General features: G+C 72.6%; 18 protein-coding genes and 1 riboswitch. Of the genes, 12 read left to right on the top strand and 6 right to left on the bottom strand.

Annotated elements, in window-relative coordinates; all coding sequences use genetic code 11:
- Positions 1-269: 269 nt before the first annotated feature.
- The 4 genes from IE269_RS14005 to IE269_RS13990 all read left to right on the top strand — a co-directional run bounded on the left by IE269_RS14005 (position 270) and on the right by IE269_RS13990 (position 5,015).
- Positions 270-1,622 carry a M16 family metallopeptidase gene (locus IE269_RS14005; protein ID WP_189823205.1) on the top strand — a complete coding sequence of 451 codons (1,353 nt, stop codon included), beginning with the start codon at positions 270-272 and terminating at the stop codon, positions 1,620-1,622.
- A gap of 47 nt (positions 1,623-1,669) precedes the next feature.
- A complete protein-coding gene (locus IE269_RS14000) occupies positions 1,670-3,034 on the top strand; it encodes a M16 family metallopeptidase (protein ID WP_189823341.1) in 1,365 nt (454 codons plus the stop codon).
- Between the two features lie 197 nt (positions 3,035-3,231).
- Positions 3,232-3,398, top strand: a riboswitch (cyclic di-AMP (ydaO/yuaA leader).
- Positions 3,399-3,412: 14 nt separating this feature from the next.
- The gene (locus IE269_RS13995) at positions 3,413-4,204 is read left to right on the top strand and encodes a M23 family metallopeptidase (RefSeq protein ID WP_189823204.1); all 792 of its coding nucleotides are present in this window, start codon (positions 3,413-3,415) and stop codon (positions 4,202-4,204) included.
- Positions 4,205-4,355: 151 nt separating this feature from the next.
- Positions 4,356-5,015, top strand: coding sequence for a GntR family transcriptional regulator (locus tag IE269_RS13990; RefSeq protein ID WP_189823203.1), 660 nt, complete (start codon positions 4,356-4,358; stop codon positions 5,013-5,015).
- Between the two features lie 151 nt (positions 5,016-5,166).
- Here IE269_RS13990 and IE269_RS13985 read toward each other — a convergent pair whose 3' ends face one another.
- Positions 5,167-5,448 carry an HPr family phosphocarrier protein gene (locus IE269_RS13985; RefSeq protein ID WP_189823340.1) on the bottom strand — a complete coding sequence of 94 codons (282 nt, stop codon included), beginning with the start codon at positions 5,446-5,448 and terminating at the stop codon, positions 5,167-5,169.
- 149 nt (positions 5,449-5,597) lie between these two features.
- Between IE269_RS13985 and IE269_RS13980 the strand changes: the two genes are divergently transcribed.
- The 4 genes from IE269_RS13980 (at position 5,598) to IE269_RS13965 (ending at position 11,171) form a co-directional block, all read left to right on the top strand.
- A complete protein-coding gene (locus tag IE269_RS13980; RefSeq protein ID WP_189823202.1) occupies positions 5,598-8,606 on the top strand; it encodes a bifunctional acetate--CoA ligase family protein/GNAT family N-acetyltransferase in 3,009 nt (1,002 codons plus the stop codon).
- 64 nt (positions 8,607-8,670) lie between these two features.
- Complete coding sequence (locus IE269_RS13975; RefSeq protein WP_189823201.1) at positions 8,671-9,267, top strand: DUF5998 family protein; 597 nt, start codon at positions 8,671-8,673, stop codon at positions 9,265-9,267.
- Complete coding sequence (locus tag IE269_RS13970) at positions 9,267-10,457, top strand: alkaline phosphatase family protein (protein ID WP_189823200.1); 1,191 nt, start codon at positions 9,267-9,269, stop codon at positions 10,455-10,457. The genes IE269_RS13975 and IE269_RS13970 overlap by 1 nt, the downstream gene beginning before the upstream one ends.
- 63 nt (positions 10,458-10,520) lie before the next feature.
- Entirely contained in the window at positions 10,521-11,171 is a 651-nt protein-coding gene (locus IE269_RS13965) for a thymidine kinase (protein WP_189823199.1), read from the top strand.
- A gap of 33 nt (positions 11,172-11,204) precedes the next feature.
- Here the strand turns inward: IE269_RS13965 and IE269_RS13960 are convergent, their stop codons facing one another.
- The 5 genes from IE269_RS13960 to IE269_RS13940 all read right to left on the bottom strand — a co-directional run bounded on the left by IE269_RS13960 (position 11,205) and on the right by IE269_RS13940 (position 19,756).
- On the bottom strand, positions 11,205-12,653 hold the full coding sequence (locus IE269_RS13960) for a DUF6177 family protein (RefSeq protein ID WP_189823198.1): 1,449 nt from the start codon (positions 12,651-12,653) through the stop codon (positions 11,205-11,207).
- Between the two features lie 112 nt (positions 12,654-12,765).
- Entirely contained in the window at positions 12,766-16,746 is a 3,981-nt protein-coding gene (gene eccCb / locus IE269_RS13955) for a type VII secretion protein EccCb (RefSeq protein WP_189823197.1), read from the bottom strand.
- 81 nt (positions 16,747-16,827) lie between these two features.
- Entirely contained in the window at positions 16,828-18,072 is a 1,245-nt protein-coding gene (locus IE269_RS13950) for a MinD/ParA family ATP-binding protein (RefSeq protein WP_189823196.1), read from the bottom strand.
- A gap of 77 nt (positions 18,073-18,149) precedes the next feature.
- Positions 18,150-19,487 (bottom strand): type VII secretion integral membrane protein EccD, encoded by a 1,338-nt coding sequence (eccD, locus tag IE269_RS13945; protein ID WP_189823339.1) that lies wholly within the window; start codon positions 19,485-19,487, stop codon positions 18,150-18,152.
- A gap of 11 nt (positions 19,488-19,498) precedes the next feature.
- Positions 19,499-19,756 (bottom strand): hypothetical protein, encoded by a 258-nt coding sequence (locus IE269_RS13940; protein ID WP_189823195.1) that lies wholly within the window; start codon positions 19,754-19,756, stop codon positions 19,499-19,501.
- A gap of 339 nt (positions 19,757-20,095) precedes the next feature.
- Between IE269_RS13940 and IE269_RS13935 the strand changes: the two genes are divergently transcribed.
- The 4 genes from IE269_RS13935 (at position 20,096) to IE269_RS13920 (ending at position 24,175) form a co-directional block, all read left to right on the top strand.
- A complete protein-coding gene (locus tag IE269_RS13935; RefSeq protein ID WP_189823194.1) occupies positions 20,096-20,428 on the top strand; it encodes a hypothetical protein in 333 nt (110 codons plus the stop codon).
- A gap of 31 nt (positions 20,429-20,459) precedes the next feature.
- Positions 20,460-20,771 carry a pore-forming ESAT-6 family protein gene (locus IE269_RS13930; RefSeq protein ID WP_189823193.1) on the top strand — a complete coding sequence of 104 codons (312 nt, stop codon included), beginning with the start codon at positions 20,460-20,462 and terminating at the stop codon, positions 20,769-20,771.
- 207 nt (positions 20,772-20,978) lie between these two features.
- Entirely contained in the window at positions 20,979-21,392 is a 414-nt protein-coding gene (locus IE269_RS13925) for a DUF6507 family protein (RefSeq protein WP_189823192.1), read from the top strand.
- Positions 21,389-24,175 carry a hypothetical protein gene (locus IE269_RS13920; protein ID WP_189823191.1) on the top strand — a complete coding sequence of 929 codons (2,787 nt, stop codon included), beginning with the start codon at positions 21,389-21,391 and terminating at the stop codon, positions 24,173-24,175. Before IE269_RS13925 ends, IE269_RS13920 begins: the two co-directional genes overlap by 4 nt.
- Positions 24,176-24,185: the final 10 nt, after the last annotated feature.

Raw genomic sequence — 24,185 nt, 5'->3', positions numbered from 1 at the left:
GGCGCGGCTCCTTCTCACTGTTCAACGGCGGTTGCTGGACTGGTCGTGCGGAAGCGGGGGGTTCCTGATGCGGACCATTGTGGACCGCCCCACTGACAACGCCGACCTCGACCCGTCCGTACCGGTCGTGGGGCCGTACGGGAGAAGAGCCGGCGGGAGGGGAACGAAAGCTCGGAGAGTGCGGGAACTTCGCGGACTGTCAGTGCGCTTGCATACAGTGGCAGGACTTAATTGCAGGACTTGTCTCATACGCGATCGAAGGGACGTACATGCCCATGGGTCACACGGCCACAGCGCAGGCCGGCTCCGGCGGCCTCAGCGCGACCGAGCACCGGCTTGCCAACGGTCTGAGGGTGATCCTCTCCGAGGACCACCTGACCCCGGTCGCCGCGGTCTGCCTCTGGTACGACGTCGGCTCGCGCCACGAGGTCAAGGGCCGTACCGGCCTGGCACACCTCTTCGAGCACCTCATGTTCCAGGGCTCCGCCCAGGTCAAGGGCAACGGCCACTTCGAACTGGTGCAGGGCGCCGGCGGTTCGCTCAACGGCACCACCAGCTTCGAGCGCACCAACTACTTCGAGACCATGCCCGCGCACCAGCTGGAGCTGGCGCTGTGGCTGGAGGCCGACCGGATGGGCTCGCTGCTCACCGCGCTCGACGACGAGTCCATGGAGAACCAGCGCGACGTCGTCAAGAACGAACGCCGCCAGCGCTACGACAACGTGCCCTACGGCACCGCGTTCGAGAAGCTCACCGCCCTCATGTACCCCGAGGGGCACCCCTACCACCACACCCCGATCGGCTCCATGGCCGACCTGGACGCGGCCACCCTCGAGGACGCCCGCGCCTTCTTCCGCACCTACTACGCGCCCAACAACGCGGTGCTGTCGATCGTCGGCGACATCGACCCCGAGCAGACGCTCGCCTGGGTCGAGAAGTACTTCGGCTCCATCCCCGGGCACGACGGCAAGCAGCCGCCCCGCGACGGCTCGCTGCCCGACGTCATCGGCGGCGAACTGCGCGAGGTCGTCGAGGAGGAGGTCCCGGCGCGTGCGCTGATGGCCGCCTACCGGCTGCCCAGCGACGGCACCCGCGAGGCCGACGCCGCGGACCTGGCGCTCACCGTCCTCGGCGGCGGCGAGTCCTCCCGGCTGCACAACCGTCTCGTACGACGCGACCAGACGGCCGTGGCGGCGGGCTTCGGCCTGCTGCGCCTGGCCGGGGCCCCCTCGCTGGGCTGGCTGGACGTCAAGACCTCGGGCGGTGTGGAGGTTGCGGCCATCGAGGCCGCCGTCGACGAGGAGCTCGCCCGGTTCGCCGCGGAGGGCCCCACGGCCGAGGAGATGGAGCGCGCCCAGGCCCAGCTGGAGCGCGAATGGCTGGACCGTCTGGGCACGGTCGCCGGCCGCGCCGACGAACTGTGCCGGTACGCCGTCCTGTTCGGCGACCCGCAGCTCGCGCTCACCGCGGTGAACCGTGTGCTGGAGGTCACCGCCGAAGAGGTACGGGCCGTGGCCCAGGCCCGACTGCGCCCGGACAACCGGGCGGTGCTGGTGTACGAACCGCTGGCCGCCTCCGACGACGTACAGGAAGAAGACGAGCAGGAAGGGGCGGACCAGTGACGGAGACCGCAGCCACCACCGGCGAAAGCGCAGCCGTGACCAGCGAGATGCAGTTCCACCCGCAGCCGCAGCCGGGCCCCGCCACCCCGTGGGCCTTCCCGGCCCCCGAGCGCGGCGCGCTGTCCAACGGGCTGACCGTGCTGCGCTGCGACCGCCCCGGACAGCAGCTGGTGGCCGTCGAGGTCTTCCTCGCCGCCCCCCTGGAGGCCGAGCCGAAGGGCCTCGACGGCGTCGCCACGATCATGTCGCGCGCCTTCACCGAGGGCACCGACAAGCACTCCGCCGAGGAGTTCGCCGCCGAGCTGGAGCGCTGCGGCGCCACGCTCGACGCGTTCGCCGACCACCCGGGCGTGCGGGTCTCCCTCGAAGTCCCGGTCTCCCGGCTGCCGAAGGCGCTCGGGCTGCTCGCCGACGCCCTGCGCGCCCCGGCGTTCGCCGACGGCGAGATCGAGCGCCTGGTGCGCAACCGGCTGGACGAGCTCCCGCACGAGGCGGCCAACCCGAACCGGCGGGCCGCCAAGCAGCTCTCGCACGAGCTCTTCCCCGCGGACCTGCGCATGTCGCGCCCCCGTCAGGGCACCGAGGAGACGGTTCGGAACATCGACTCCGCGGCCGTGCGCGCCTTCTACGAGGCGCACGTGCGCCCCGCCACCGCCACCGCGGTCGTCGTCGGCGACCTGACCGGCATCGACCTGGACGCGGTCCTCGCCGACACCCTGGGCGCGTGGACGGGCAACACGGCGGCCCCGTACCCCCTCGCCCCGGTCACCGCCGACGACTCGGGCCGCGTGGTCATCGTGGACCGGCCCGGCGCCGTCCAGACGCAGTTGCTGATCGGCCGCATCGGCGCGGACCGGCACGACCGCGTCTGGCCCGCCCAGGTGCTCGGCACGTACTGCCTCGGCGGCACCCTCACCTCCCGCCTGGACCGTGTCCTGCGCGAGGAGAAGGGCTACACCTACGGCGTGCGCGCCTTCGGGCAGGTGCTGCGCTCCTCCGAGGACGGCACCGGGGCCGCCATGCTGGCCATCAGCGGCTCCGTGGACACCGAGTCGACCGGGCCCGCCCTGGACGACCTGTGGAAGGTCCTGCGGACGCTCGCGGCCGAGGGCCTCACCGACGCCGAGCGCGACGTCGCCGTGCAGAACCTGGTGGGTGTCGCCCCGCTCAAGTACGAGACGGCCTCGGCCGTCGCGGGCACGCTGGCCGACCAGGTCGAGCAGCACCTGCCCGACGACTTCCAGGCCCAGCTGTACGCACGGCTCGCCGCGACCGGCACCGTGGAGGCCACGGCAGCCGTGGTGAACGCCTTCCCGGTGGACCGGCTCGTCACGGTCCTGGTCGGCGACGCCTCGCGGATCGCCGAGCCGGTGCGGGCGCTGAACATCGGCGAAGTCACTGTCGTCAGCTGACCCGTACAAAGCATGACAAGAAGGACCCCGATGACTCCCGAGTCGTCGGGGTCCTCCCGTATGTCCGATTTATTGGGGAGGTTGCCTGTCTGCCGTGTGGGCCTCTTCACAAAAGCGGTCATCTGTTTGGAGATTGAAAGTACGGCCGCTTAGCGTCGACCCGGCTGTCCGTCAGAGTGCGCCGCAACCGCGGCACCGGGCAGTCATCGCCGAGTCCCCGTCAGGCGCGAGCCTGGGGAGCCGGGGACCCACATGAAGTCCCTGGGGTGAATCGGACGCCATCGCCGTCGAGGCGGTGGGGCCCGTAGGAGACCTTCCTGCTCCGAACCCGTCAGCTAACCCGGTAGGCGAGAAGGAAGGAAAGGACACAGCCACTCCATGGCGTTCACCCGTGCCGCCGGGAAGCACCGGCGTCCCTCCGTGCTGTCGCGCAAGAGCGCCAACATCGCCGGAGTCGCCGCCCTCACCACGACCGGTGTCATCGGAACGCTGGCCCCGCAGGCCATCGCCGCCGAGCAGGACCTGGCCGCGGAGGACACCGGCACCATCCGTGCCGTCGCCCTGGACCACTCCGCCGAGACCGTGGCCCAGCGGATCGAGGAGCAGGCCCACGCGCAGCAGAAGGCGCTGGACGAGGCCGAGGCCGCCCGCAAGGCGGAGGCCGAGCGCAAGGCCGAGATCAAGCGCAAGGCCGAGGCGAAGGCCAAGAAGGAGCGCGAGGAGCGCGAGCGCGCCGCCCGCGAGGCCGAGCGCAAGCGCCTCAACACCTTCCGTCTGCCGGTGGCGGGTTCGTACGTCTCCACCAGCTACAAGTCCGGCGGCTCCCTGTGGTCCTCCGGCAGCCACTCCGGCGTCGACTTCCACGCCTCCTCCGGCTCCTCCGTCGTCGCCGTCGGCTCCGGCACGGTCGTCGAGGCCGGCTGGGGCGGTGCGTACGGCAACAACATCGTGATCAGGATGAACGACGGCTCGTACACCCAGTACGGCCACCTCTCCTCGATCAACGTCTCGGTCGGCCAGTCGGTCGGCTCCGGCGACCAGATCGGCCTGTCCGGCTCGACCGGCAACTCCACCGGCCCGCACCTGCACTTCGAGGCCCGCACCTCGCCCGAGTACGGCTCGGACATCGACCCGGTCGCGTACCTGCGCGAGCACGGCGTCAGCGTCTGACCGCGACCGCCGCACGGAAGTGCCCCGACTCCCCGCGAGTCGGGGCATTTTTCGTTCCCGGACACCGGCCCTTCGGGATTTCCTTCCGTAATTCACCGCCGCTGCAATACAGTTGACGGAAACAATTCGGCGGGCGGACGGAGATCCGGGCATGCGTATTCCCGCGCATTCGGTGTGTACGGCGATCCGCGACGACATCGTCTCCGGTGTCCTGCCACGCGGCAGCCGGCTCACCGAGGAGGTGCTGGCCCGCCGGTACGGCGTCTCGCGCGTCCCCGTGCGCGAGGCGCTGCGCACGCTCCAGGCCGAGGGCTTCGTCACCACCCGGCGGCACGCGGGCGCCTGCGTCGCCGAGCCGGGCCCGCAGGAGGCCGCCGACCTGCTGGAGATGCGGACGCTGCTGGAGCCGCTGGGCGCGGCCCGGGCGGCCGTGCGGCGCACCGACGCGCACCTCAAGGTGCTCCGGGGCCTGGTCAGGCTGGGGCAGGAGCGGGTGCGGCGGCCCGAGACCGCGGATCTGGCGGCGCTCGGCGGCTGGTTCCAGGAGACGCTCGCCCAGGCGTCCGGCAGCCCCGGGCTGATCGCGCTGCTCACCCAGCTCAAGCACAAGATCGCCTGGATGTACGTCGTGGAGCGCCCGGAGCGGCCCGTCGAGCTCTGGGCCGAACGAGGGGCGATCGTGGACGCGGTGGCCCGGCGCGACGCCGAACGGGCGAGGGCGCTGACCGCGCGGCACGCGGAGCGGGCGGTGGCGGCGTACCGCATGAGGATTCCGCAACATGCCGTCAACGTGACGGGCGGGCGGAATTAACATGCGGGCCCTATAAAGGGGTCGGGCTTATTCGCGTGACCCGGAATTCTTCGGAAAAGGCAGAAGCCGCGGCCCCCGAATTCGGGATGCCGCGGCTTCTGCTTCACAAGAATTCGCCCGTACGGGCGCGACCTCACGGGGCCGCAGGGGTTCAGACGGTCTCGGGGAGCTCGTCCAGGCCCTCGGCGACCAGCTTCGCGAGACGGTCCAGGGCGGCGTCCGCGCCCTCGGCCTCGGACGCCAGCACGATCTCCTCGCCGCCCTGCGCGCCCAGGCCCAGCAGCGCCAGCATCGACGCGGCGTTGACCGGGTTGCCGCCCGCCTTGGCGATGGTGACGGGGACGCCGGTGGCCGTGACGGCGCGGACGAAGATGGAGGCGGGGCGGGCGTGCAGGCCCTCGGCCCAGCCGACGGTGACGCGGCGCTCAACCATGGTGTTGCCCTTCATGTGCTTATTGGTTGTCTAGACCAGTCTCTCACGTGGTGCGGGCTGCTCTGCCCGGCGAAAGTCCCGAACGGGACGGGCCGAACAGGACCAGACTGCCCCGCTCTCCGAGTGCCCGCGAGTCGTAGGCTGCACCCATGGCCAAGGCTGCGGACGATGCGGATCAGGTGAACGGCGGCGCGGATCAGGTGACCGGTGCGCCGGAGCACGCGTACCCCGACCACTGGGAGGCCGACGTCGTGCTCCGCGACGGCGGCACGGCGCGGATCAGGCCCATCACCACCGAGGACGCCGACCGGCTGGTCAGTTTCTACGAGCAGGTCTCGGACGAGTCGAAGTACTACCGCTTCTTCGCGCCCTACCCCCGGCTGTCCGCCAAGGACGTCCACCGATTCACCCATCACGACTACGTCGACCGGGTGGGTCTGGCCGTCACCGTCGGCGGAGAGTTCATCGCCACGGTCCGCTACGACCGCATCAACGCCGACGGCCTGCCCGCCTCGGGCCCCGACGCCGACCAGGCCGAGGTCGCCTTCCTGGTCCAGGACGCGCACCAGGGCCGGGGTGTGGCCTCCGCCGTCCTGGAGCACATCGGGGCGGTCGCCCGCGAGCGCGGCATCCGGCGCTTCGTCGCCGAGGTCCTCCCCGCCAACTCCAAGATGATCAAGGTCTTCACGGACGCCGGCTACCAGCAGAAGCGTTCCTTCGAGGACGGCGTCGTCCACCTCGAATTCGACCTGGAGCCCACCGACCGGTCCCTCGCCGTGCAGCGCGCCCGCGAGCACCGCGCCGAGGCCCGCTCCGTGCAGCGGCTCCTCGCGCCCGGCTCCGTCGTGGTCGTCGGCGCGGGCCGCTCCCCGCAGTCCGTGGGGCGCACGGTGCTGCGCAACCTCCTCGCGGCGGGCTTCACGGGTCGTACGTACGCGGTGAATGCGGCCCTCCCGCCGGAGACCACGGAACTCGAAGGCGTCCCGGCACACCGCTCCGTCGCGGAGATCGGCGTCCCGGTGGACCTCGCGGTGGTCGTCGTCCCCGCCGACAAGGTCCTGGACGTCGTCGCCGACTGCGGCGAGAGCGGGGTGCAGGGGCTGGTCGTGCTGGCCGCCGGGTACGCCGAGAGCGGGGCCGAAGGGCGGGAGCGGCAGCGGGAGTTGGTGCGCAGGGCGCGTTCGTACGGGATGCGGATCATCGGGCCCAACGCCTTCGGCATCATCAACACCTCCGAGGCCGTGCACCTCAACGCCTCGCTCGCGCCCCGCCCGCCGGACCGCGGGCGGATCGGTCTGTTCGCCCAGTCCGGGGCGATCGGCATCGCGCTCCTTTCGGGGCTGCACCGGCGCGGTGCGGGCGTCTCCGCCTTCATCTCCGCCGGAAACCGGGCCGACGTCTCCGGCAACGACTTCCTCCAGTACTGCCACGAGGACCCGGACACCGACGCCGTCCTCCTCTACCTCGAATCCATCGGCAACCCGCGCAAGTTCACCCGCCTGGCCCGCCGTACGGCCGCCTCGAAGCCGGTCGTGGTGGTCAAGGGGGCGCGCCACAGCGGCAGTACGCCGCCCGGCCATGCAGTACCGGTGGCGCGCATTCCGGACGCCACGGTCTCCGCGCTCTTCCGCCAGGCGGGAGTCGTACGCGTGGACACCGTCACCGAACTCGTCGACGCGGGGCTCATGCTGACCGGCCAGCCCCTGCCGCGCGGCCCGCGCACCGCCATCCTCGGCAACTCCGAGTCCCTCGGCCTCCTCACGTACGACGCCTGCCTGACGGAAGGGCTGCGTCCGCTCCCGCCGCGCGACCTGACCACGGCCGCCACCCCGGCCGACTTCCGCGAGGCCCTGGCCGCCGCGCTCGCCGACCCGGCCTGCGACGCGGTGATCGTCACGGCCATCCCGTGGATGGGCGAGTCCGGAACCACGGAGTCCGGCGACGGCGAGGTCCTCGCCACGGCCCTGCGCGAGGCGGCGGCCACGGCCCCCGCGAAGCCGGTCGCGGTGGTCCACGTGGAAATGGGCGAACTGGCACAGGCCCTCGCGGCGGCGACCAGCACGGCCCCGGGCAGGGACCCGGCGGCAGCGGGCGCCGGAAAGCCGCAGGTCAAGGCCACCCCGACCACCGCAACCGGACCCGCGGCGCAGGCAGCCCCGACCGCCCCGTCGGGCCTGGACCGGCCAGCAGCCACCGCCTCCGCCCCTCAGGTCCCGCCGTCCGCCCCCGGTGCGCCGCCCCCCGGAAGTGCGACGTCCGGCGGAGGCCCGACCGGAGCCCCCGCCCCCCGTCGCATCCCCGCCTACCCCGCCGCCGAGCGGGCCGTACGGGCGCTGGCGGAGGCGGTGCGGTATGCCCAGTGGCGGCGGGACGCGGCCGAGCCGGGGAAGGTGCCCGAGTACGAGGACATCGACGAGGGCGGGGCCGCCGCGCAGATCGACGCCCTGCTCGCCGCCGACGGCGACCCGCGCGGGCTGCCGCTCAAGGCCGATGCCGCGCGGGAGCTGCTCGGGCGGTACGGGATCGAGGTGCGGGGGGCCCTGCCCGCTCCCGGGCCGGACGAGGCCGTCGCGGCGGCGCAGCGGCTCGGCTACCCGGTGGCCCTGAAGACCACCGCCCCGCATCTGCGCCACCGGCCCGACCTCGGCGGCGTACGACTCGACCTGGCCGACGAGGACGACCTGCGGCGGGCGTACGCCGAGCTGACCGACGCCCTCGGCAAGCCCGAGGAGCTGCTGCTGGTCGTGCAGGCCATGGCCCCGCGCGGGGTGGACACCGTGGTGCGGGCCGCCATCGACCCTGCGGTCGGCGCGGTGCTGTCCTTCGGGCTGGCCGGGGCCGCCTCCGAGCTGCTCGGGGACACCGGGCACCGGCTCGTTCCGGCCACCGACCGGGATGCGGCGGAGCTGATCCGGTCGATCCGGACCGCCCCCCTCCTCTTCGGCTGGCGCGGCTCCGCACCCGTGGACACCGCAGCTCTGGAGGAGCTGCTGCTGCGCGTCTCGCGGCTGGTCGACGACCATCCCGAGGTGGTCGGCGTCGCCCTGGAACCCGTGGTCGTGGCCCCCGACGGACTGTCCGTGCTGGGCGCGACCGTACGGCTGGCCCCTCCTGCGGTACGGGACGACCTCGGCCCGCGCCGCCTCCCGAGCTACTGAGTCCCCAGGTCCCACCCCCGCCGCAAGGGACATCCGCCCTCCCGGGCCCCGTAGGATGGAAGGCATGGCGAAGACCGGTACGACGACCCAGGGGCTGCGGGCAGCGATCGAGCGCAGCGGCTACTACCCGGCTCTGGTGGCCGAGGCGGTGGAGGCCGCTGTCGGCACGGAGGCCGTTTCGTCGTACCTCGTGCACCAGGAGACCACGTTCGACTCGAACGAGGTCCGTCGTCACGTCACCGTCCTGGTCCTCACCGGCACCCGCTTCATCGTCAGCCACACCGACGAGCAGAACGCGGACACCAGCTCCCCGACGCCGTACGCCACCACCTCCACCGAGTCCGTGAAGATCGGCCGGATCTCCTCGGTCGTGGTCAGCCGGGTCGTGGCCAATCCGGAGAAGTACGTTCCGGGGACCCTGCCCCGCGAGGTCGTCCTCACCATCGGCTGGGGCGCGGTCGCCCGCCTGGACCTGGAGCCCGCCGCCTGCGGCGACCCCAACTGCGACGCCGACCACGGCTACACCGGCAGCTCCACCGCCGACGACCTGAGCCTGCGCGTCAGCGAGGCCGGCGACGGCCCGGACACGGTCAAGCAGACCCTCGTCTTCGCGCAGGCACTGTCCGAGGCGACGGCCGCGACCGGCTCCTCCGCCCGCTGATGGCGCTGCCCGCCGCCTGGCAGGACCCCGTCCCGCTCGCGCTCGACACCGCGCCGGTCCCGGAGTACGGCTCCGGCTCCCTCGCGGACCTGCTGCCGACGCTGGCCGCTGGCATGGACGTACCCGGAACGACCGCCTCCATCGGTGAGTTGACGCCCGCCGACCGGAACTGTGTCTTCCTGATCGACGGTCTCGGCTGGGAACAGATCAAGGCGCACCCGGACGAGGCTCCGTACCTGCACTCGCTCCTCGCCTCCTCGCGCGGCGGCACCGGCCGCCCGATCACCGCGGGCTTCCCGGCCACCACCGCGACCTCGCTCGCCTCGGTCGGCACGGGCCTGACCCCCGGCGTGCACGGTCTCGCGGGCTACACCGTCCGCGACCCGGACACGAACGCCCTGATGAACCAGCTGCGCTGGCGCCCCTGGACCGACCCGCACGTCTGGCAGCCGTACCCCACGGTCTTCCAGCTCGCGGACGCGGCGGGCGTGCACACCGCGCAGGTCTCGTCCCCCGACTTCCAGCACACCCCCCTGACCAAGATCGCGCTGAGCGGCGGCACCTTCCAGGGCCGCCTGACCGGCGAGGACCGGATGGACCTCGCCGCGCAGCACCTGGCGGCGGGGGACCGGTCGCTGGTCTACACGTACTACAGCGAGGTCGACGGCGCGGGCCACCGCTTCGGCGTCGACTCCGACGCCTGGCGCGGGCAGTTGATGCACGTCGACCGCCTCGCCCAGCGCCTCGCGGAGCAACTGCCGCCGCGCAGCGCCCTGTACGTCACCGCCGACCACGGCATGATCGACATCCCCTTCGACGAGCAGTCCCGCATCGACTTCGACGAGGACTGGGAGCTGAGCGCGGGCGTCGCCCTGCTCGGCGGCGAGGGCCGGGCCCGGCACGTGTACGCGGTCCCGGGCGCGTCCGGCGACGTGCTCGCCGTGTGGCGCGAGGTGCTCGGCGAGCAGTTCTGGGTGGCGAGCCGCGACGAGGCGATCGAGCTGGGCTGGTTCGGCCCGTACGTCGACGAGCGGGTCCACGGCCGGATCGGCGACGTCGTCGCGGCCGCCCACGACGACGTGGTGATCACCGCCTCGCGCAACGAGCCCGGCGAGTCCTCGATGGTCGGCATGCACGGCTCGATGACCCCGGTGGAGCAGCACGTCCCGCTCCTCGAAGTCCGCTCGTAACCTTCCCTCCCCTTTTCTCTCACTTCTCTTACTTCCCTCACGGCCCGAAAGGCTCAACTCCTCATGTCCGAGCTGGTGTTCTTCTCTGGAACCATGGATTGCGGGAAGAGCACCCTGGCACTCCAGATCGGCCACAACCGTTCCGCGCGCGGGCTCCAGGGCGTCATCTTCACGCGGGACGACCGGGCCGGTGAGGGCAAGTTGTCGTCGCGGCTGGGGCTGGTGACGGAGGCCGTGGAGGCGGGGCCCGGGAGGGATTTGTACGGGTATGTGGTGGATGAGGTGTCGCGGGGCGGCAAGGTCGACTACGTGATCGTGGACGAGGCGCAGTTCCTGGCGCCGGAGCAGATCGATCAGCTCGCGCGGATCGTGGACGACTTGGATCTGGACGTCTTCGCGTTCGGGATCACGACGGATTTCCGGACGCGGCTGTTCCCGGGGTCGCAGCGGTTGATCGAGCTGGCGGACCGGCTGGAGACCTTGCAGGTCGAGGCGATGTGCTGGTGCGGGGCGCGGGCGACGCACAATGCGCGCACGGTGGGCGGCGTCATGGTGGTGGAGGGGGAGCAGGTTGTGGTGGGTGATGTGAACCAGCCTGCGGAGGACGTCGGTTACGAGGTGCTGTGCCGTCGTCACCACCGTCGCCGGATGACGAGTGCTTCGGCCCATGCGGGCGCGCTGTCGCCGGATGTGCTGCCGGTCAGTGCGGGATGAGGGCTGGGATGGTTCCGGTGGGGTGGGGCTGGGTCACTCGCCCTTGAGGTGGGTCAGCAGGCGGGCGAGGTCCTGCCAGCCGGACAGGTCGGCGGGGTCGGCCCGGAAGGGGTAGTAGAGGCCGGGGCGGGTTGCCGGTCCCAGGGGGAGGGGGGCGGTGGCGAGTGGTGTGCGGCGGGCTCGGTCGCCGGGCATCGCGCGGACCTCGTCGGGGCCGACGGCGAAGCCGGCCGGGGCGCCGGGCGGCTCGAAGCGGGGGCGGACGGCCAGGTCGCGGGGGGCCTTGCGGATCTGGGCCAGGAGTGAGACCAGGTGGTGGCGGGTGGCCAGGGCCTCGGCGGCGGCGGGCAGGGCGTCCAGCGGCGGGTGCTCGTCGGCGCCGTAGCCGAAGGTGACCGTCATGTCCTGCTCGACGCCCGCGGTGGTGCGGTGGACGCGCAGCGTGGCCAGGGCCGGCCGGTCGGGGGCACCGGTCACCACGAACCAGGTCGGCTCGGGCGCCCGGCTGCGCGCCAGGTCCGTCAGCTGCCGCAGCGACCAGGGGGAGTTGGCGGGTTCCGCGGTTCCCCAGCCCGCCGGGGGGCGGCCGGTGAGCGCCTGGAAGACCGCCTCCAGAGGGCCGCCGAGGACGAGCCGGTCGTCGGCGGGGTGGACCGTCCGGAAGGAGAGCGTGAGCTGTCGTTCGCCGGTTTCGGCGACCTGCCGGAAGGCGTTCGCCACGGGAGCCGACTGTGCGGTCTCGGGGGTCTCCGTCTCGGGCCCCTCCTCGCCGGGCACCGGCCGGAACATGCCCTGCCGCCAGCTCAGTACCGCCCCGGTCAGCCCGTCGTAGTAACCGCACTCCTCGTCCTGGACCACCCAGCGCGACGGTGCGCGGCTCACGGAAGGGCGGACCGCCGGGGAGAGGGCGGTGCCCGGCGGGGTGACGATCTGCAGACCGAGCCCCTGGGCGGCGGTGGCGGTCAGGGCGCCGGAGAGCCACGCGGTCATGGCGATCACCGGGCGGTCCTGGATGACCACGGCCACCTGATCGGTCAGCACGTCCACGGCGGGCTGCGCGTCGGCGGGGGCCAGCGTCGGTCCCGAGTCCGCGTTCGTGGCCCCGTCGGGTTCGACCACGTCGAGGGGGCGGGCGGCCTCCGGGGGCCACACGCTGCCCCGGTTGAGGGCGGCGATGCGCGAGGCGAAGGTTCCGGCGAGGTCCTCCGCCTCCGGGACCCCGGTGGTGGCGCGGGCCTCCGTCCACCAGAACGGCACCGGCGGCGCGTCGGCGCCCAGCAGACGTTCCGCCTCGCCCTCGACCTGGATGAGCAGGGGCGCCTCGACGGACAGGAGGGGGCGGCCCCGCTCGTCGCAGAGCTGGACGACGGCCCCGTCCGCATGGGGCCGCACCTCCCGGTCCGGGCCGCCGGAGAGCAGCCCCGCGAGCACGCTCCAGGGGTCGGGCATCTTCGGGGTGAGGGCGACGACGTCCGTGGTCATGGGGGCGAAGGTCCTTGTCGTGCGAGTGCGAGTGCGAGTGCGGGTCAGGGTGCGTGGGTGCGCAGGTGTGCGGGTACGGGCGTGGGGGCGGGCAGCCGCCCCGTACACCCGCTCACCCACCCGTCCACACCGTCTGGATCAGCCGCTGCGGTTCCCCCCGCCGCACCAGCACCCCGCGCCCCGCCGGCTGCTGCGACGCGTACACGCCGGAGAACAGCTGGCCCTCGCCGCGGTCGCCGGACATCACCAGGGCGGCGGCGCCGCTCTCGCGCAGGCTCTGCACCACCGGTTCGTACAGGCCCCGGGAGGCGCCCGCGACCCGGCGGGTCAGGACGAAGTGCAGGCCGATGTCGGCCGCGGAGGGCAGGTAGGGGAGGAAGGGGGCCAGCGGCTGCTGGCCTGCCGTGGTGAGGATGTCGTAGTCGTCGACGAGGACGACGATGCGCGGGCCCGAGCCCCAACTGCCCGGCTCCGTCTCCTCGTCGCCGGCCGCGTCGTCGGGCATCCGCTTGGCGAGCTCGGTGGCGATGCCGGCGGACAGGGCAGTGCAGAGCTTGGTGTTGTACGCGTAGCCGCCCCGGTACTCCTCCGGGATCGCCCCGCGCAGCGAGCGCCGCGGGTCCATCACGGCGAACACCAGGTCGTCCTCGCCGTGCCGCTCGATCAGCCCCTGGGCGACGGCGCGCAGCAGGTTGGTCTTGCCGCACTCGCTGTCGCCCATCACCAGCAGGTGCTGGTCGCGGCCGAACAGGTCCAGGTGCACGGGCGAGAGCGCGCTCTGGTCCAGGGCGAACGGCACCCGCCGCGGCTCGGCGGCCGGACCCGGCAGCAGATGCGGCTCCAGCAGGTGCGGCAACACCCGCACCGGGCGGGCGACTTCACCCGGCCAGGTGGCCCGCAGGGTGTGCGCGGTGCGTTCCAGTACGGCGCCCAGCCCGGCGGCGTCGGCGACGGCGTCCGCGCGGGGCAGGGCGGTCTGGGCGAAGAGCTTGCCGTCGGTGAGGACGCGGCCCGGCTCCTCGGGGGAGAGGGTCTCGGCGAGCTTGCGGTCCACGCTCGACTCGGAGGGGTCATTGAGCCGCAGCTCCAGACGGGTGCCGAAGGCCGACTGGGTGGCGATCCGCACGTCGTTCCAGCGCAGCATTCCTGCCACCACGTGGATGCCGTACCCGCTGCCCCGCTTGAGGAGGTCGGTGACCGCGTCGTCGAGCGCCTCGAAGTCGTCGCGCAGCGCGCCGAAGCCGTCGACGAGCAGCACCACGTCGGTGCAGGGCAGCTCCGGGTGGCGGCCGGCCGCGCGCAGGTCGCGCAACTGCTCCACGGAGTCGATGCCGTGCTCCCGGAAGAGCTCCTCGCGCTCGGCCAGCATGGTGCGGACCTCCTCGACCGTGCGGGCGGCCCGCTCGCGGTCGGCGCGGCCCGCGATGCCGCCGACGTGCGGCAGCCCGCCCAGCGCGGTCAGCCCGCCGCCGACCAGGTCGAGGCCGTAGATGCCGACCTCCTGCGGGGTGTGCGTCAGCGCCAGGGACAGGGCCAGGGTGCGCAGCCAGGTGGTCTTGCCGGACTGGGGGCCGCCGATGAGCGCGGCATGGCCGCCCGCGACGGTCAGGTCCACGTACCACGGGCCCTGCCACTGCCTGGCCGGGTCGTCCAGCAGCCCCATCGGGACCCGGAGCGGTCCGCGGCGCTGCGCGAGCCGGGTGCCGTCGGCGCCGGTTTCGAGCGGGCCCGCGATCGCGTCGAGGGGGACCGCCTCGGGCAGCGGGGGCAGCCAGATACGGCGCACCGGAGCGGCGGCTCCCGTCAACTGGCCGACCATCACCGACAGTTCGGTGGGGCCGCTCTCCCGGCGGCGCACCGTGGGCTCCTGCGGCGCGGCGTCCGCGCCGGTGCCGGGCCCGTCGAGCGTGTTGAAGGCCCCGTACCCCAGCGCGAGCGGACCCGTCTCCTCGCTCTCCCGCAGCACCGGGCCCCGGTAGGCGCCCGAGACGTAACCCGCCTTGAAGCGTTCGTACGCCGAGGTGTCGACCTTGAGGTAGCCGAATCCGGGCAGCGGCGGCAGGTGGAAGGCGTCGGTGGTGTCCAGTACGGTGCGCGACTCCTCGGCGGAGAAGGTGCGCAGGCCCAGGCGGTAGGAGAGGTAGGTGTCCAGGCCCTTGAGCTTGCCGCCCTCGATGCGCTGGCTGGAGAGCAGCAGATGGACGCCGATGGAACGGCCGATCCGCCCGATGGAGAGGAAGAGGTCGATGAAGTCCGGCTTGGCGGTGAGGAGTTCACCGAACTCGTCGATCACCACGAACAGGTGCGGCAGCGGGTCGAGGTCCGGGCGCGCGCCCGCGCGCAGCGCCGCGTAGTCACCGATGTCGGCGACGTTGCCCGCGTCCTTGAGGACCTGCTGACGGCGCTTGACCTCGCCGGCGAGCGAGGCGTGCACCCGCTCGACCAGCCCGGCCTGGTTCTCCAGGTTGGTGATCACCCCGGCCACGTGCGGGAGTTCGGCGAACGGAGCGAAGGTGGCACCGCCCTTGTAGTCGATCAGGACCAGCGCCAGGTCCTCCGGCGGATGCGTGGCGGCCAGCGCGAGCACCAGGGTGCGCAGCAGCTCCGACTTGCCGGAGCCGGTGGCACCCACGCACAGCCCGTGCGGGCCCATGCCCAGCTCGGAGGACTCCTTCAGGTCGAGCAGCACCGGCTCGTGGGAGTCGCCGACGCCGATGGGCACCCGCAGGAAGGAGCGTTCACCACGCGGCGCCCACAGCCGGTCCAGGTCCAGGTCGGCCACGTCGTCGACGCCCAGCAGTCCGGCGAAGTCCACCGGGCCCGACAGCGGGGCGTCCGCCAGGGACTCGGCGGACAGTCGCAGCGGGGCGAGCATCCGGGCCAGGCCCTCGGCGGCGGGCAGGGGCATCTCGTCGGCGGTGCCGTGCGCGAGGACCGGCTCCGGGCCGCGCAGGTCCTCGATGCTCACCCGGTCGCCGTCCACGGTGATCCGTACCGACACCTGTCCCGGCTCCTGCACCCGCTCCGCGAGCAGATGCAGCACGCTCACGCCCATCTCGCGCAGGCCCACCGCCTCGTCCGGGCGCGGCAGTTCGACGGCGTCCTCGCCGTACCCGTCGCACACCACCAGCATCCGCGGGCTCATCGCCAGGGCGTCCTTGCCGGACAGCCCCCGGCGCACCTCGGCCGCGTAGGAGGCACGGCGGCGCAGCCAGTGGGCGGTCAGCCGGGCCAGCCGCTGCGGGGAGGACGCGATCCGGCGGGCGGCCACCGGGCCGTCCCAGCTCTCCGCGTCCAGTACGTGCGGCAGCCACTTGACCCACTCCCAGTCCGCCACCCGCTCGTCGGGCACCGAGAGCGCGAGCGCCACGTCGTCGGGCGCGTGGGTGACGGCGGTCTGCACGAGCAGGGTGCGCACCACGCGCAGACAGTCCTCGCGCGGGCCGATCACGCTGATGTTCCCGGCCCGGTCCAGCGGGGCGGTGAGCGGGAGTTCGGTGCCGGAGGAGAAGCGGGCCATCAGCGCCGACGCCTCGTTCAGCATGAAACGGTCGGGCGGGGTGAGCACCGAGGACCCCTGCTCGGTCAGCGTGAGGTCCCGTACCGGCATCTCACCGGTGCCCAGGCGCACCTGGAGGAAGTCGCTGTCGACCCGCCGCCGCTCCCACAGCCGGGCCGGATCGCGCAGGAGGTCGTAGAGGGCGTCCGGCGGCGGGTTCAGTACCCGGGCCCGCTCCCGGCGCTCGCGCTCCTCGCCCGCCAGCTCCTCGCGCAGGTCCTCCAGGTACTCCAGGTACGCCTCGCGCTGGGTGCGCCGGGTGCGCTGCGCCTTGCCCTTCTGCGAGAAGACCAGGGCCACCGAACCGATCACGGTGACCACCAGGATCAGCGCGCCTATCGCCGCGAACTGGCTGTTGCGCAGCACCGTCATCATCACCACGGACGACATCACGCCCGCCACCGGCAGCAGCGAGGTGGCGATGTTGCCCATCTTGCCCTCGGGCAGGTTGGGCGGGGCCTCGATGCTGCGGGAGGGGGCCGCGACGGGCGGGCGGGTGGTTCTGGCGGGGCGGTGGATCAGGCGGGTGGTCATCGTGGTCCGGTCCTGGTCGTCGTCATCGTCGGTGCCGGGGGCGGTCCGGCCGTGGTCGTCGAAGGGCGGTCCGGTCCCGGCTCAGCGCCGGCTCCGGGAGAGCCGCAGGACGTCGGCGGCGATACGGGTGGCGGCCTCGCGGGTGGAGCGGGCGAGCAGTTCGGTGCGGATCGCGCCGCCGCCCGCCAGGTGCCGGTCGTGGGGCAGCAGGCGGACCTGCACCCCGAGCTGTTCCAGCTCCCGGGCGGCCCGGCCGGTGTCGACGCCGGAGCGCGGGGTCTGCTCGGTGAGGACGACGACGGTGCCCGTCACCACGTGCGGGGGCAGCGTCGCCATCCACTGGAGCACCGCGTGGGTACTGGCCACGCCTTCGAGGGTGGCGGGCACCACCACGACCCGCGCCTGGGCGGCGGAGAGCGCGGTACGGGCCACCTCGGCGGGCAGCGTCTCGCAGTCCACCACCGTGACCCCGAAGTAGCGGCGCAGCGAGACCATGATCTTCTCGTACGCAGGTGTGTCCAGCATCGCCCCGACCTGGCCCCGGCTGCCCGGCAGCAGCCAGGCGTTGTCCGGCAGCTGCACCAGGTAGCCCGTCACGTCCAGCAGCGACATCTGCGGCTGCACGATCCGCGCCATGTCCCCGGCGGTCCAGCGCAGCGACTCCACCCCGAGCCGCAACGGCAGCGTACCGAGCGCCGGATCGGCCTCCAGGAGCAGCACCGGGTCCTGCCGGTAGTGCGCGTACGCCTTGCCCAGCAGCGCCGCGACGGTGGTCTTGCCCGCGCCGCCCCGGATCGAGGTCACCACGATCTGCCGCCCGGTGATCACCGGCTGCTGCAACTCCTGTGCCGTCCGCCCGGCCGCCGCGACCTCGGCCGCCGCCGAGGACGCCACGGTCCGCCGCACCGCTCGCAGCGCCCGCCCGAACAGGGGCTCACCGCGCTGCGGCTTGCGCCCGGCGGCGGCCAGCGCCCGGTCCACGGCGGGCCGGGACTCGGGGGTCGGCGGGTGCGGCTGGGGTACGAAACGGGTGGCCTGGTTCTGGGCGTGCGCCAGGGGGCTCTGGGCGGGGGTGTCCCGGGGCGGGGGGCCGAGCGGTCCGGGCCCTCGGGCGGGCTCGTGGTCCGGGGCCGAGGGGCCCTGCGCGGGCTCGTCGTCCCGCGTCCCGGCCGCCCGTGCGGTCGTCGGGGGAGTGGCGGGGTGTGCGTGCGCGTGGTCCAGGGGAGCCGGTCCCGGTGCCTCGCGCGGGCCGGGCGGGGCCTCGCCCGTACTCGTACCTCTCAGGTCGCGCAGCACATCGCCCTGCCAGTTGGTGCCGTTCGGCATGTCCGTCCCTCTCCCCGCTGCCGCTGGTGTTCTGCCGCCGCTGTGACTTCGTACGAAACCGGCCCCGACGAGGCCGGTCAGAACCTGTCGAGCAACTGCCCGTAGATCCCGAAGGCGCCGACGGCCAGCGGGAAGAGCGCCACCACGCCGATCGACTCGACCAGGTCCGCGACCCTGCGCAGCCGTACCCGCACGTGCTCCGGCGGCTGCACCGTCAGTACGAGCAGCGGCAGCACCGTGCCCGCGCACAGGACCAGCAGCGGAGCGAACCCCTGCGTGTGCCGCATCCAGAGCATCACCAGCCGCACCGCCAGCACCCCGGCGGCGACGAAGAGCACCACCACCTCCGCGACCAGCGGGAAGGCGCGGGCCCTGGAGAGCAGCACCACGGTGGTGCACACCGCCAGAAGCACCGTCCAGTACGTCGGCGCGGCCAGCGTGAGCAGCCAGCCGGCCCCGGCGGCCGAACACGCCAGCACCACGGTCGCCAGCGCCAGACCCCGGTGGGTGGCGGCCAGCGCAGCGGCCACCTGGTGACGGCTGACCGAACTGCCCGCCGAGCGCCGGTCGTCCAGACCGGTCAGCCCCGAACCCATCAGCGCCAGCCGCGGCAGCATCCCGAGCAGCACCACCGACAGCACGGCCATGACCGCGCCGGTCTTCGCCGGATCGTCCTGCACGGCGGCCACGGCCTGCCAGAGGCCGGTCAGCGCCGCGGCCGCCCCCGCCCCGACGAGCCCGCCCCGGCCCAGCGGGGAGAACATCCCGAGCAGCAACAGCACCACGACCAGCGCGGCGGCGACCACCGCGAGCCGGGCCGGGGCGCCCCAGGCGTACGCGTCCGCCGCCGTCCAGGCCGCCAGTACCCCGAGTACCCCGGAGGTGACGAGCAGCGCGGTCACCAGCCCCTTGCCGCCCCTGCCCGTCCGGCCGACGACCGCACCCACCACCGCGAACACCACGGCTGCGCCGACCAGCACCCGGGCCACCTGCCCGGGGTCGAACTCGCCCCGGGCGAGCAGCGCCGTGATCACCGCGAAGACGACCGTGGCCACCCCCGCACTGAACCGCCGCGCCGCGGGCCGCCACCGCCAGGCCCGCAGATCCAGGTCGTCGGCGACCTCATCGGTGACGTCGTGCACGATCGGCGCCGGCGGCGCGGCATGCGCACGCACCAGCCGCAGCACGGCCCCGTCGGAGATCCGGGCCGAGGCCAGGGTGCTGTCAAAGGGCAGCACCCCGCCGTCGGAGGTGACCAGCTGCCGGGTCATCGGCCGGGAGGCGGCCCGGTCGTCGAGCAGCTGGAGGATGTCGGGCAGCAACTGGCCGATCGGAGTGTCGGAGGGCAGGACGGTGTCCGCCCGCCGCCGCTCGCCCACCAGGGTCACCCGGCTCAGCTGCGCGCGGGAGGTCATTGCCGTGTTCGTCACCTGAACTGCCGCTCCTGCCGCTGCTGTTGCTTCTGCTGCTCGGCCTTCTGCTGGGCGAGGGTGTGCTGGAGGAAGGACCAGCCGATGCAGCCCGCGCAGAGCACGGCCGCGACGGCGATCCCGGCGAACACCTTGCCGAGCCGCTCGTCGGCACTGCGCCGGGCGCGCTGCGCACCGAAGAGCAGGGCGTCCCGCAGCCGGCGCCGGCGCACCGACACGGACTCCAGCAGCTGACTGTCGTAATCCCTGGCCATGCAGCTGCCCCGCCCCGTCGCAGAATCCCTTCACTTCGCCTCTGCAACATAAGTCATCCGTGAGGACGCCGTACAACGCGGGTACGGCGGACCGCTCAAGACCGTACGCAGCCAGGACGTTTCACCTCACTTCGGCCTCCCGGAACCTTCACAGGGCGTCCATAATCCCGTGGTATTGGGCATCAACTTCCTTTCTGCAAGCGGTCGGTACGGGCTTGCACGGGCGACGACGGCATGCGAGCGTGATCGCCGGTGATGGTGGCGCGAGAGGCGCATGGGGTACGTGGGTCCTGAGTGCCACCGGTGATGAAGAGCAGCGAGTGCACGGGGGTTGGCCGGATGAAGTTCGACATGGGATCGACGGTTCTCTCGGGTCTGACGACCCAGTCACAGGCGTCCAGCCGTGATCTCGGCAGCCTGATCCAGCAGTTGATCGCCGCAGCGGAACCGCTGGAGGGCAGGTTCAACGGCGCGGGCAAGGCCGCCTTCGACCGGTTCAAGGCCAACTCGGACGAGATCACGGCAGCGCTCAACAGCGCGCTCTCCTCGATCCTGGGCGGCCAGGCCGGCATGGACGGAGCCTTCACCGCGGGTGAGGGCGAGCACGCGGACAACGCGAGCTCCAACATGGCCGCCGCCAACTTCGACGCCGCCCGCTTCGGCGGCCGCTGACCGACGCACCGACGGGGAGAAGAGACTCAGCATGGCCGGCAACGCAGACCGCAACAGTTACGACACCACCGCGTCCTCCGACGCGCAGCTCAACATCCAGGCGGTCATCGGCCGCCTGGAACAGGTCATCAGCGACCGCGACCGGCAGGTCAAGGCGGCGATGTCCGACTTCCAGGCCGACGGCGTCTCGGACGAGTACCACGGCAAGGAACTGCGCTGGAACCGCGCTTCCAACGAGGTCCGCTCCATCATCCGGCTGCTGAAGTCGACGCTGGAGAAGAACGACGGCACCGCCCAGCAGACCCTTTCCAGGGCCAAGGCGGCCGTCGACAACATCGGCTGACGCCATCGGCCGGGCCACCACGGGAGGGCCGCAGCCACGACCACCGCCTTCGCTGCCGCCGTGCGCGGTGCGAAGGCTTCGTGGCGTAGGCCTCCGGAGAGCCGGCCTTCACAAGAGCCGGCCTTCGCGGCGCGGAGACTGCGGCGCGCATCAACGTATCGGCAGAACGGGCGGCGGGAATCCGCTGCCACAGGGGGTTGTGGGGCAATGACGGCGTGGGACATCAAGCCCTCGGGTGTGCAGACGGTGCTGGAGAACACCCGTAAGGCCGCCGAGTCGATGGGCAGGACGAGCGTGGCGATCGGTACGGCGATGGAAGAGGCGGGCCAGGCCGCCGGGACCGTGCGGGAGGACGCGCTCCCGGGCGAGAAGGCCGCCCCGGGGCAGCAGGCCGCGAGCGGTCTGGTGGCGTCGGGCCTGAACGAGTTCATGGCCAAACGCCAGAAGGACTTCTTCTACCTGGCACTGCGCTCCCAGGACTCCATCGCCGGCGCGCTCCAGGCCACCCAGGCGTACAACCAGGGGCAGTTGCAGATGGCCGCGACCAAGCAGCGCGAGGCGTTCGACGACCCGGACGTGCAGGCCGCACTGGACAAGGCCCGGAAGGACGCCGCGAAGTGAGCGACTCCACTCCCGTCTCCCCGTCCGGCATCCCGCAGTTCACCGGAAACCTGGCCACCCTGGAACGCCAGGTCACCGCCCTGCGCAAGGACGGCACGCAGCTGGCCGCCCAGGGCAAGAGCACGCACACCGCCTTCCAGGGGCTGTCCGCCTACTACCAGGCCCCCGAGGCGGACCGGCTGTTCGCCACCACCGCGCCGGTCTCCACCACCGCCCACGACATCGGCACCGACCTGGGCACCGTCGCCGACGCCCTGGACACGTACGCCACCGCGGTACGGCCGCTGGCCAAGCGCCTGGCCGAGCTCAAGGCCGACGCCCAGGCGTTCGCCAACGCGGCGGCGGCCGACGACACCTGGCGCGAGGACGGCGACAAGGTCGAGGAGAACAACGACCGGCGCGACGAGATCGCCCGCACCCTCGAAGCGTTCTGGACCGCCGAGATCGAGTGCCACTCCAAGATCGTCAATCTGGTCGGCGGCGAGACGTACAAGCTCAACGACGGCTCCAAGAGCGACCATCTGTACGGCTACCGGGCCGACGACCTGAAGGGCGCCAAGGGGCTTCCCTGGGGCGACCCGGTCGTCGAGTCCGTCCGCTGGTACCAGTCCTACGAGTACGTCGCGGACTTCGCCACCGGTGTCGTCGTCGACGGCGTCTGGGGCACCGTCAAGGGTCTGGGCACCCTGGTCGGCGTGGACGGCTGGGACAAGGCGGGCGAGGCCTGGACCGGCCTGGCCAAACTGGCCACCGGTATCGCCATGATCGTGGTCCCGGCCGGTGCGATCGTCCCGGCCCTGGTCGGCGGCGACACGACCCGCAAGTGGCTGATGGACTCGCAGACCGCGCTGAAGGAGACCGGCAAGGCCCTGGTCGCCTGGGACCAGTGGGGTTCGAACCCCGGACGCGCGGCGGGCGCGGTCACCTTCAACGTGGTCACCACGGTCTTCACCGGCGGCGTGGGCGCGGGCGTGAGCGGGGCGGGCAAGGCGGGCGCGGTCGCCAAGGCCCTCTCCGTCGCGGGCAAGGCCGGCCGCATCATCGACCCCGCCACGTACGTCTTCAAGGCGGGGGTCTACGGCGGCACCAAGATCCGCGACCTCTTCGCGGGCTTCAAGGACCTGGGCCGCGCCGACGCCGCCCTCCCGCCGGGCGTCATCGAACTCCCCGAAGGCACCCTCCGCAACGCCGACGGCACGGTCACCCTCCCCGCCGACGCGACACCCCCCAAGGGCGCCGTCGAACAGCCCAACGGCACGTACACCCTCACGGACGACGCGGTCCCGGCCGGTTCCATCAAGGCCACCGACGGCTCCGACGCCTACCTGACCCCCAAGGGCGACGTCGTCAACGGCAAGGGCGAGGTCCTCTCCGAGGCAGAGAACGCCCCCGTCGACGTCGTCGACAACGCGGCGACGCGCACGGACACCCCTGCCGCGACCTCCCGTACGGAGCCGACCGGCGACACGGCGCGCGCGGATGCCCCGGAGGTGCCCGATCCCGAGCGCGTACTGGTCTCGGTCGGCGCGGACACGACGCGCGCCGTCCCCGAGGGCAGTGGGCAGCTCGGCGACACGGCGCGTACGGGCGGCAACGTGCCCGACCACCCGCCCCGCATGGGGCATGACGGCACCGGCGGCGGGGGAGGCACGGGAGGCACCTCCCCGGGCGACACCCTCACCAGGGGAGGAGCCCGCGATCTCGCGGGCAACGGCGCCGGCGATCTGCCCCGTGGCGGGGCCACCGGCCCCGACGCTCCCGGCGGGCCGCACGGCGACGGCCCGGGCGGCGGTGGTCCCGGCGGCGGGTACCCGGACGATCTGAGCCGCGCGGACGACGCCGCACCGGACGGTGCCGCGGACCTGTCCCGGAACGCCGAGAACCAGCCGGACGACGGCGCCGCGACGGGGGACCGCAGTGGCACCGCGGAGCGAAGGCTGACTCCGGCCGAGCTCAAGGCGCTTCAGGACAAGCACGTGTGGCTGGCCAACAACGATCCGGCGTGGCGGCGGGCGCACTATCACACGGACGGTCACCGGGTGTCCCGGCAGGCGAAGGTCGACGGCGTCCATCTCCCCATCCTGCGGAAGCTGGACGACGGGACCTTCGTGGCCAAGTCCGAGATTCCGCACGGACCCACCGAATTCAAGTACGACCGGAAGCCGCTCGCGCCGAGCACCGCAGATGCCCGCCACCTCCCCAAGCTGCATGAGCTTGCGAAGGGGCGGCGGTTGAGCCTCGAACTCACCAATGCCGAGCTCGCCCTCAAGTCGGAGAATCCTCCGGCGGCGGCGCACAGTGATCTCGTGTCCGCGCGCGAGGATTACGTCGAGCATTTCAAGGACACCCCGAACAACAGTCAGCACGCCGAAAGGCTGGGTGAGGGAGCGGCCAGGCTCCATGCCATTCCCACGTTGTTCAAGGACGCGGAATGGATTGACCTCCCCAAGACGGCCAACGGTGCCGACGCCCTGGACGCGCTGTACAAACTGAAATCCGACGGAAGTTATCTGGTCGTCGAGGAGAAGGGGCCGGCCGCGACGCTGAATCCTCCCCGCCACGGTGCCGGTCCGGCGGCTGGCATGATGGTGCAACAGGGCACCCATCCCTACCTCCAGACGATTTTCCAGAAGATGTGGGACCGGGGCGGCGCGGAAAGGCTCCTGGCGGATGACCTCTTTGACGCGCTGGAGAACAAAAGGGTGAAGTACGTCCTGGTCACGGCCAGGGAAAAGAACGGATCGTACGATGGTGCCGTGCTGGACCATCTCAAGATCTACTAGAGGAGACAGT

Source organism: Streptomyces spiroverticillatus (genome assembly GCA_014650415.1).
Classification (GTDB): Bacteria; Actinomycetota; Actinomycetes; order Streptomycetales; family Streptomycetaceae; genus Streptomyces; species Streptomyces spiroverticillatus.
This window is presented reverse-complemented; position numbering and strand designations above follow the sequence as displayed.

What these genes read in the sequence shown, in the direction of transcription:
- IE269_RS14005 (WP_189823205.1), top strand. Translation starts at nt 270, where the DNA reads ATGCCCATGGGTCACACGGCCACAGCGCAGGCCGGCTCCGGCGGCCTC.
- IE269_RS14000 (WP_189823341.1), top strand. Translation starts at nt 1,670, where the DNA reads ATGCAGTTCCACCCGCAGCCGCAGCCGGGCCCCGCCACCCCGTGGGCC.
- IE269_RS13995 (WP_189823204.1), top strand. Translation starts at nt 3,413, where the DNA reads ATGGCGTTCACCCGTGCCGCCGGGAAGCACCGGCGTCCCTCCGTGCTG.
- IE269_RS13990 (WP_189823203.1), top strand. Translation starts at nt 4,356, where the DNA reads ATGCGTATTCCCGCGCATTCGGTGTGTACGGCGATCCGCGACGACATC.
- IE269_RS13985 (WP_189823340.1), bottom strand. Translation starts at nt 5,448, where the DNA reads ATGGTTGAGCGCCGCGTCACCGTCGGCTGGGCCGAGGGCCTGCACGCC.
- IE269_RS13980 (WP_189823202.1), top strand. Translation starts at nt 5,598, where the DNA reads ATGGCCAAGGCTGCGGACGATGCGGATCAGGTGAACGGCGGCGCGGAT.
- IE269_RS13975 (WP_189823201.1), top strand. Translation starts at nt 8,671, where the DNA reads ATGGCGAAGACCGGTACGACGACCCAGGGGCTGCGGGCAGCGATCGAG.
- IE269_RS13970 (WP_189823200.1), top strand. Translation starts at nt 9,267, where the DNA reads ATGGCGCTGCCCGCCGCCTGGCAGGACCCCGTCCCGCTCGCGCTCGAC.
- IE269_RS13965 (WP_189823199.1), top strand. Translation starts at nt 10,521, where the DNA reads ATGTCCGAGCTGGTGTTCTTCTCTGGAACCATGGATTGCGGGAAGAGC.
- IE269_RS13960 (WP_189823198.1), bottom strand. Translation starts at nt 12,653, where the DNA reads ATGACCACGGACGTCGTCGCCCTCACCCCGAAGATGCCCGACCCCTGG.
- eccCb (WP_189823197.1), bottom strand. Translation starts at nt 16,746, where the DNA reads ATGACCACCCGCCTGATCCACCGCCCCGCCAGAACCACCCGCCCGCCC.
- IE269_RS13950 (WP_189823196.1), bottom strand. Translation starts at nt 18,072, where the DNA reads ATGCCGAACGGCACCAACTGGCAGGGCGATGTGCTGCGCGACCTGAGA.
- eccD (WP_189823339.1), bottom strand. Translation starts at nt 19,487, where the DNA reads ATGACCTCCCGCGCGCAGCTGAGCCGGGTGACCCTGGTGGGCGAGCGG.
- IE269_RS13940 (WP_189823195.1), bottom strand. Translation starts at nt 19,756, where the DNA reads ATGGCCAGGGATTACGACAGTCAGCTGCTGGAGTCCGTGTCGGTGCGC.
- IE269_RS13935 (WP_189823194.1), top strand. Translation starts at nt 20,096, where the DNA reads ATGAAGTTCGACATGGGATCGACGGTTCTCTCGGGTCTGACGACCCAG.
- IE269_RS13930 (WP_189823193.1), top strand. Translation starts at nt 20,460, where the DNA reads ATGGCCGGCAACGCAGACCGCAACAGTTACGACACCACCGCGTCCTCC.
- IE269_RS13925 (WP_189823192.1), top strand. Translation starts at nt 20,979, where the DNA reads ATGACGGCGTGGGACATCAAGCCCTCGGGTGTGCAGACGGTGCTGGAG.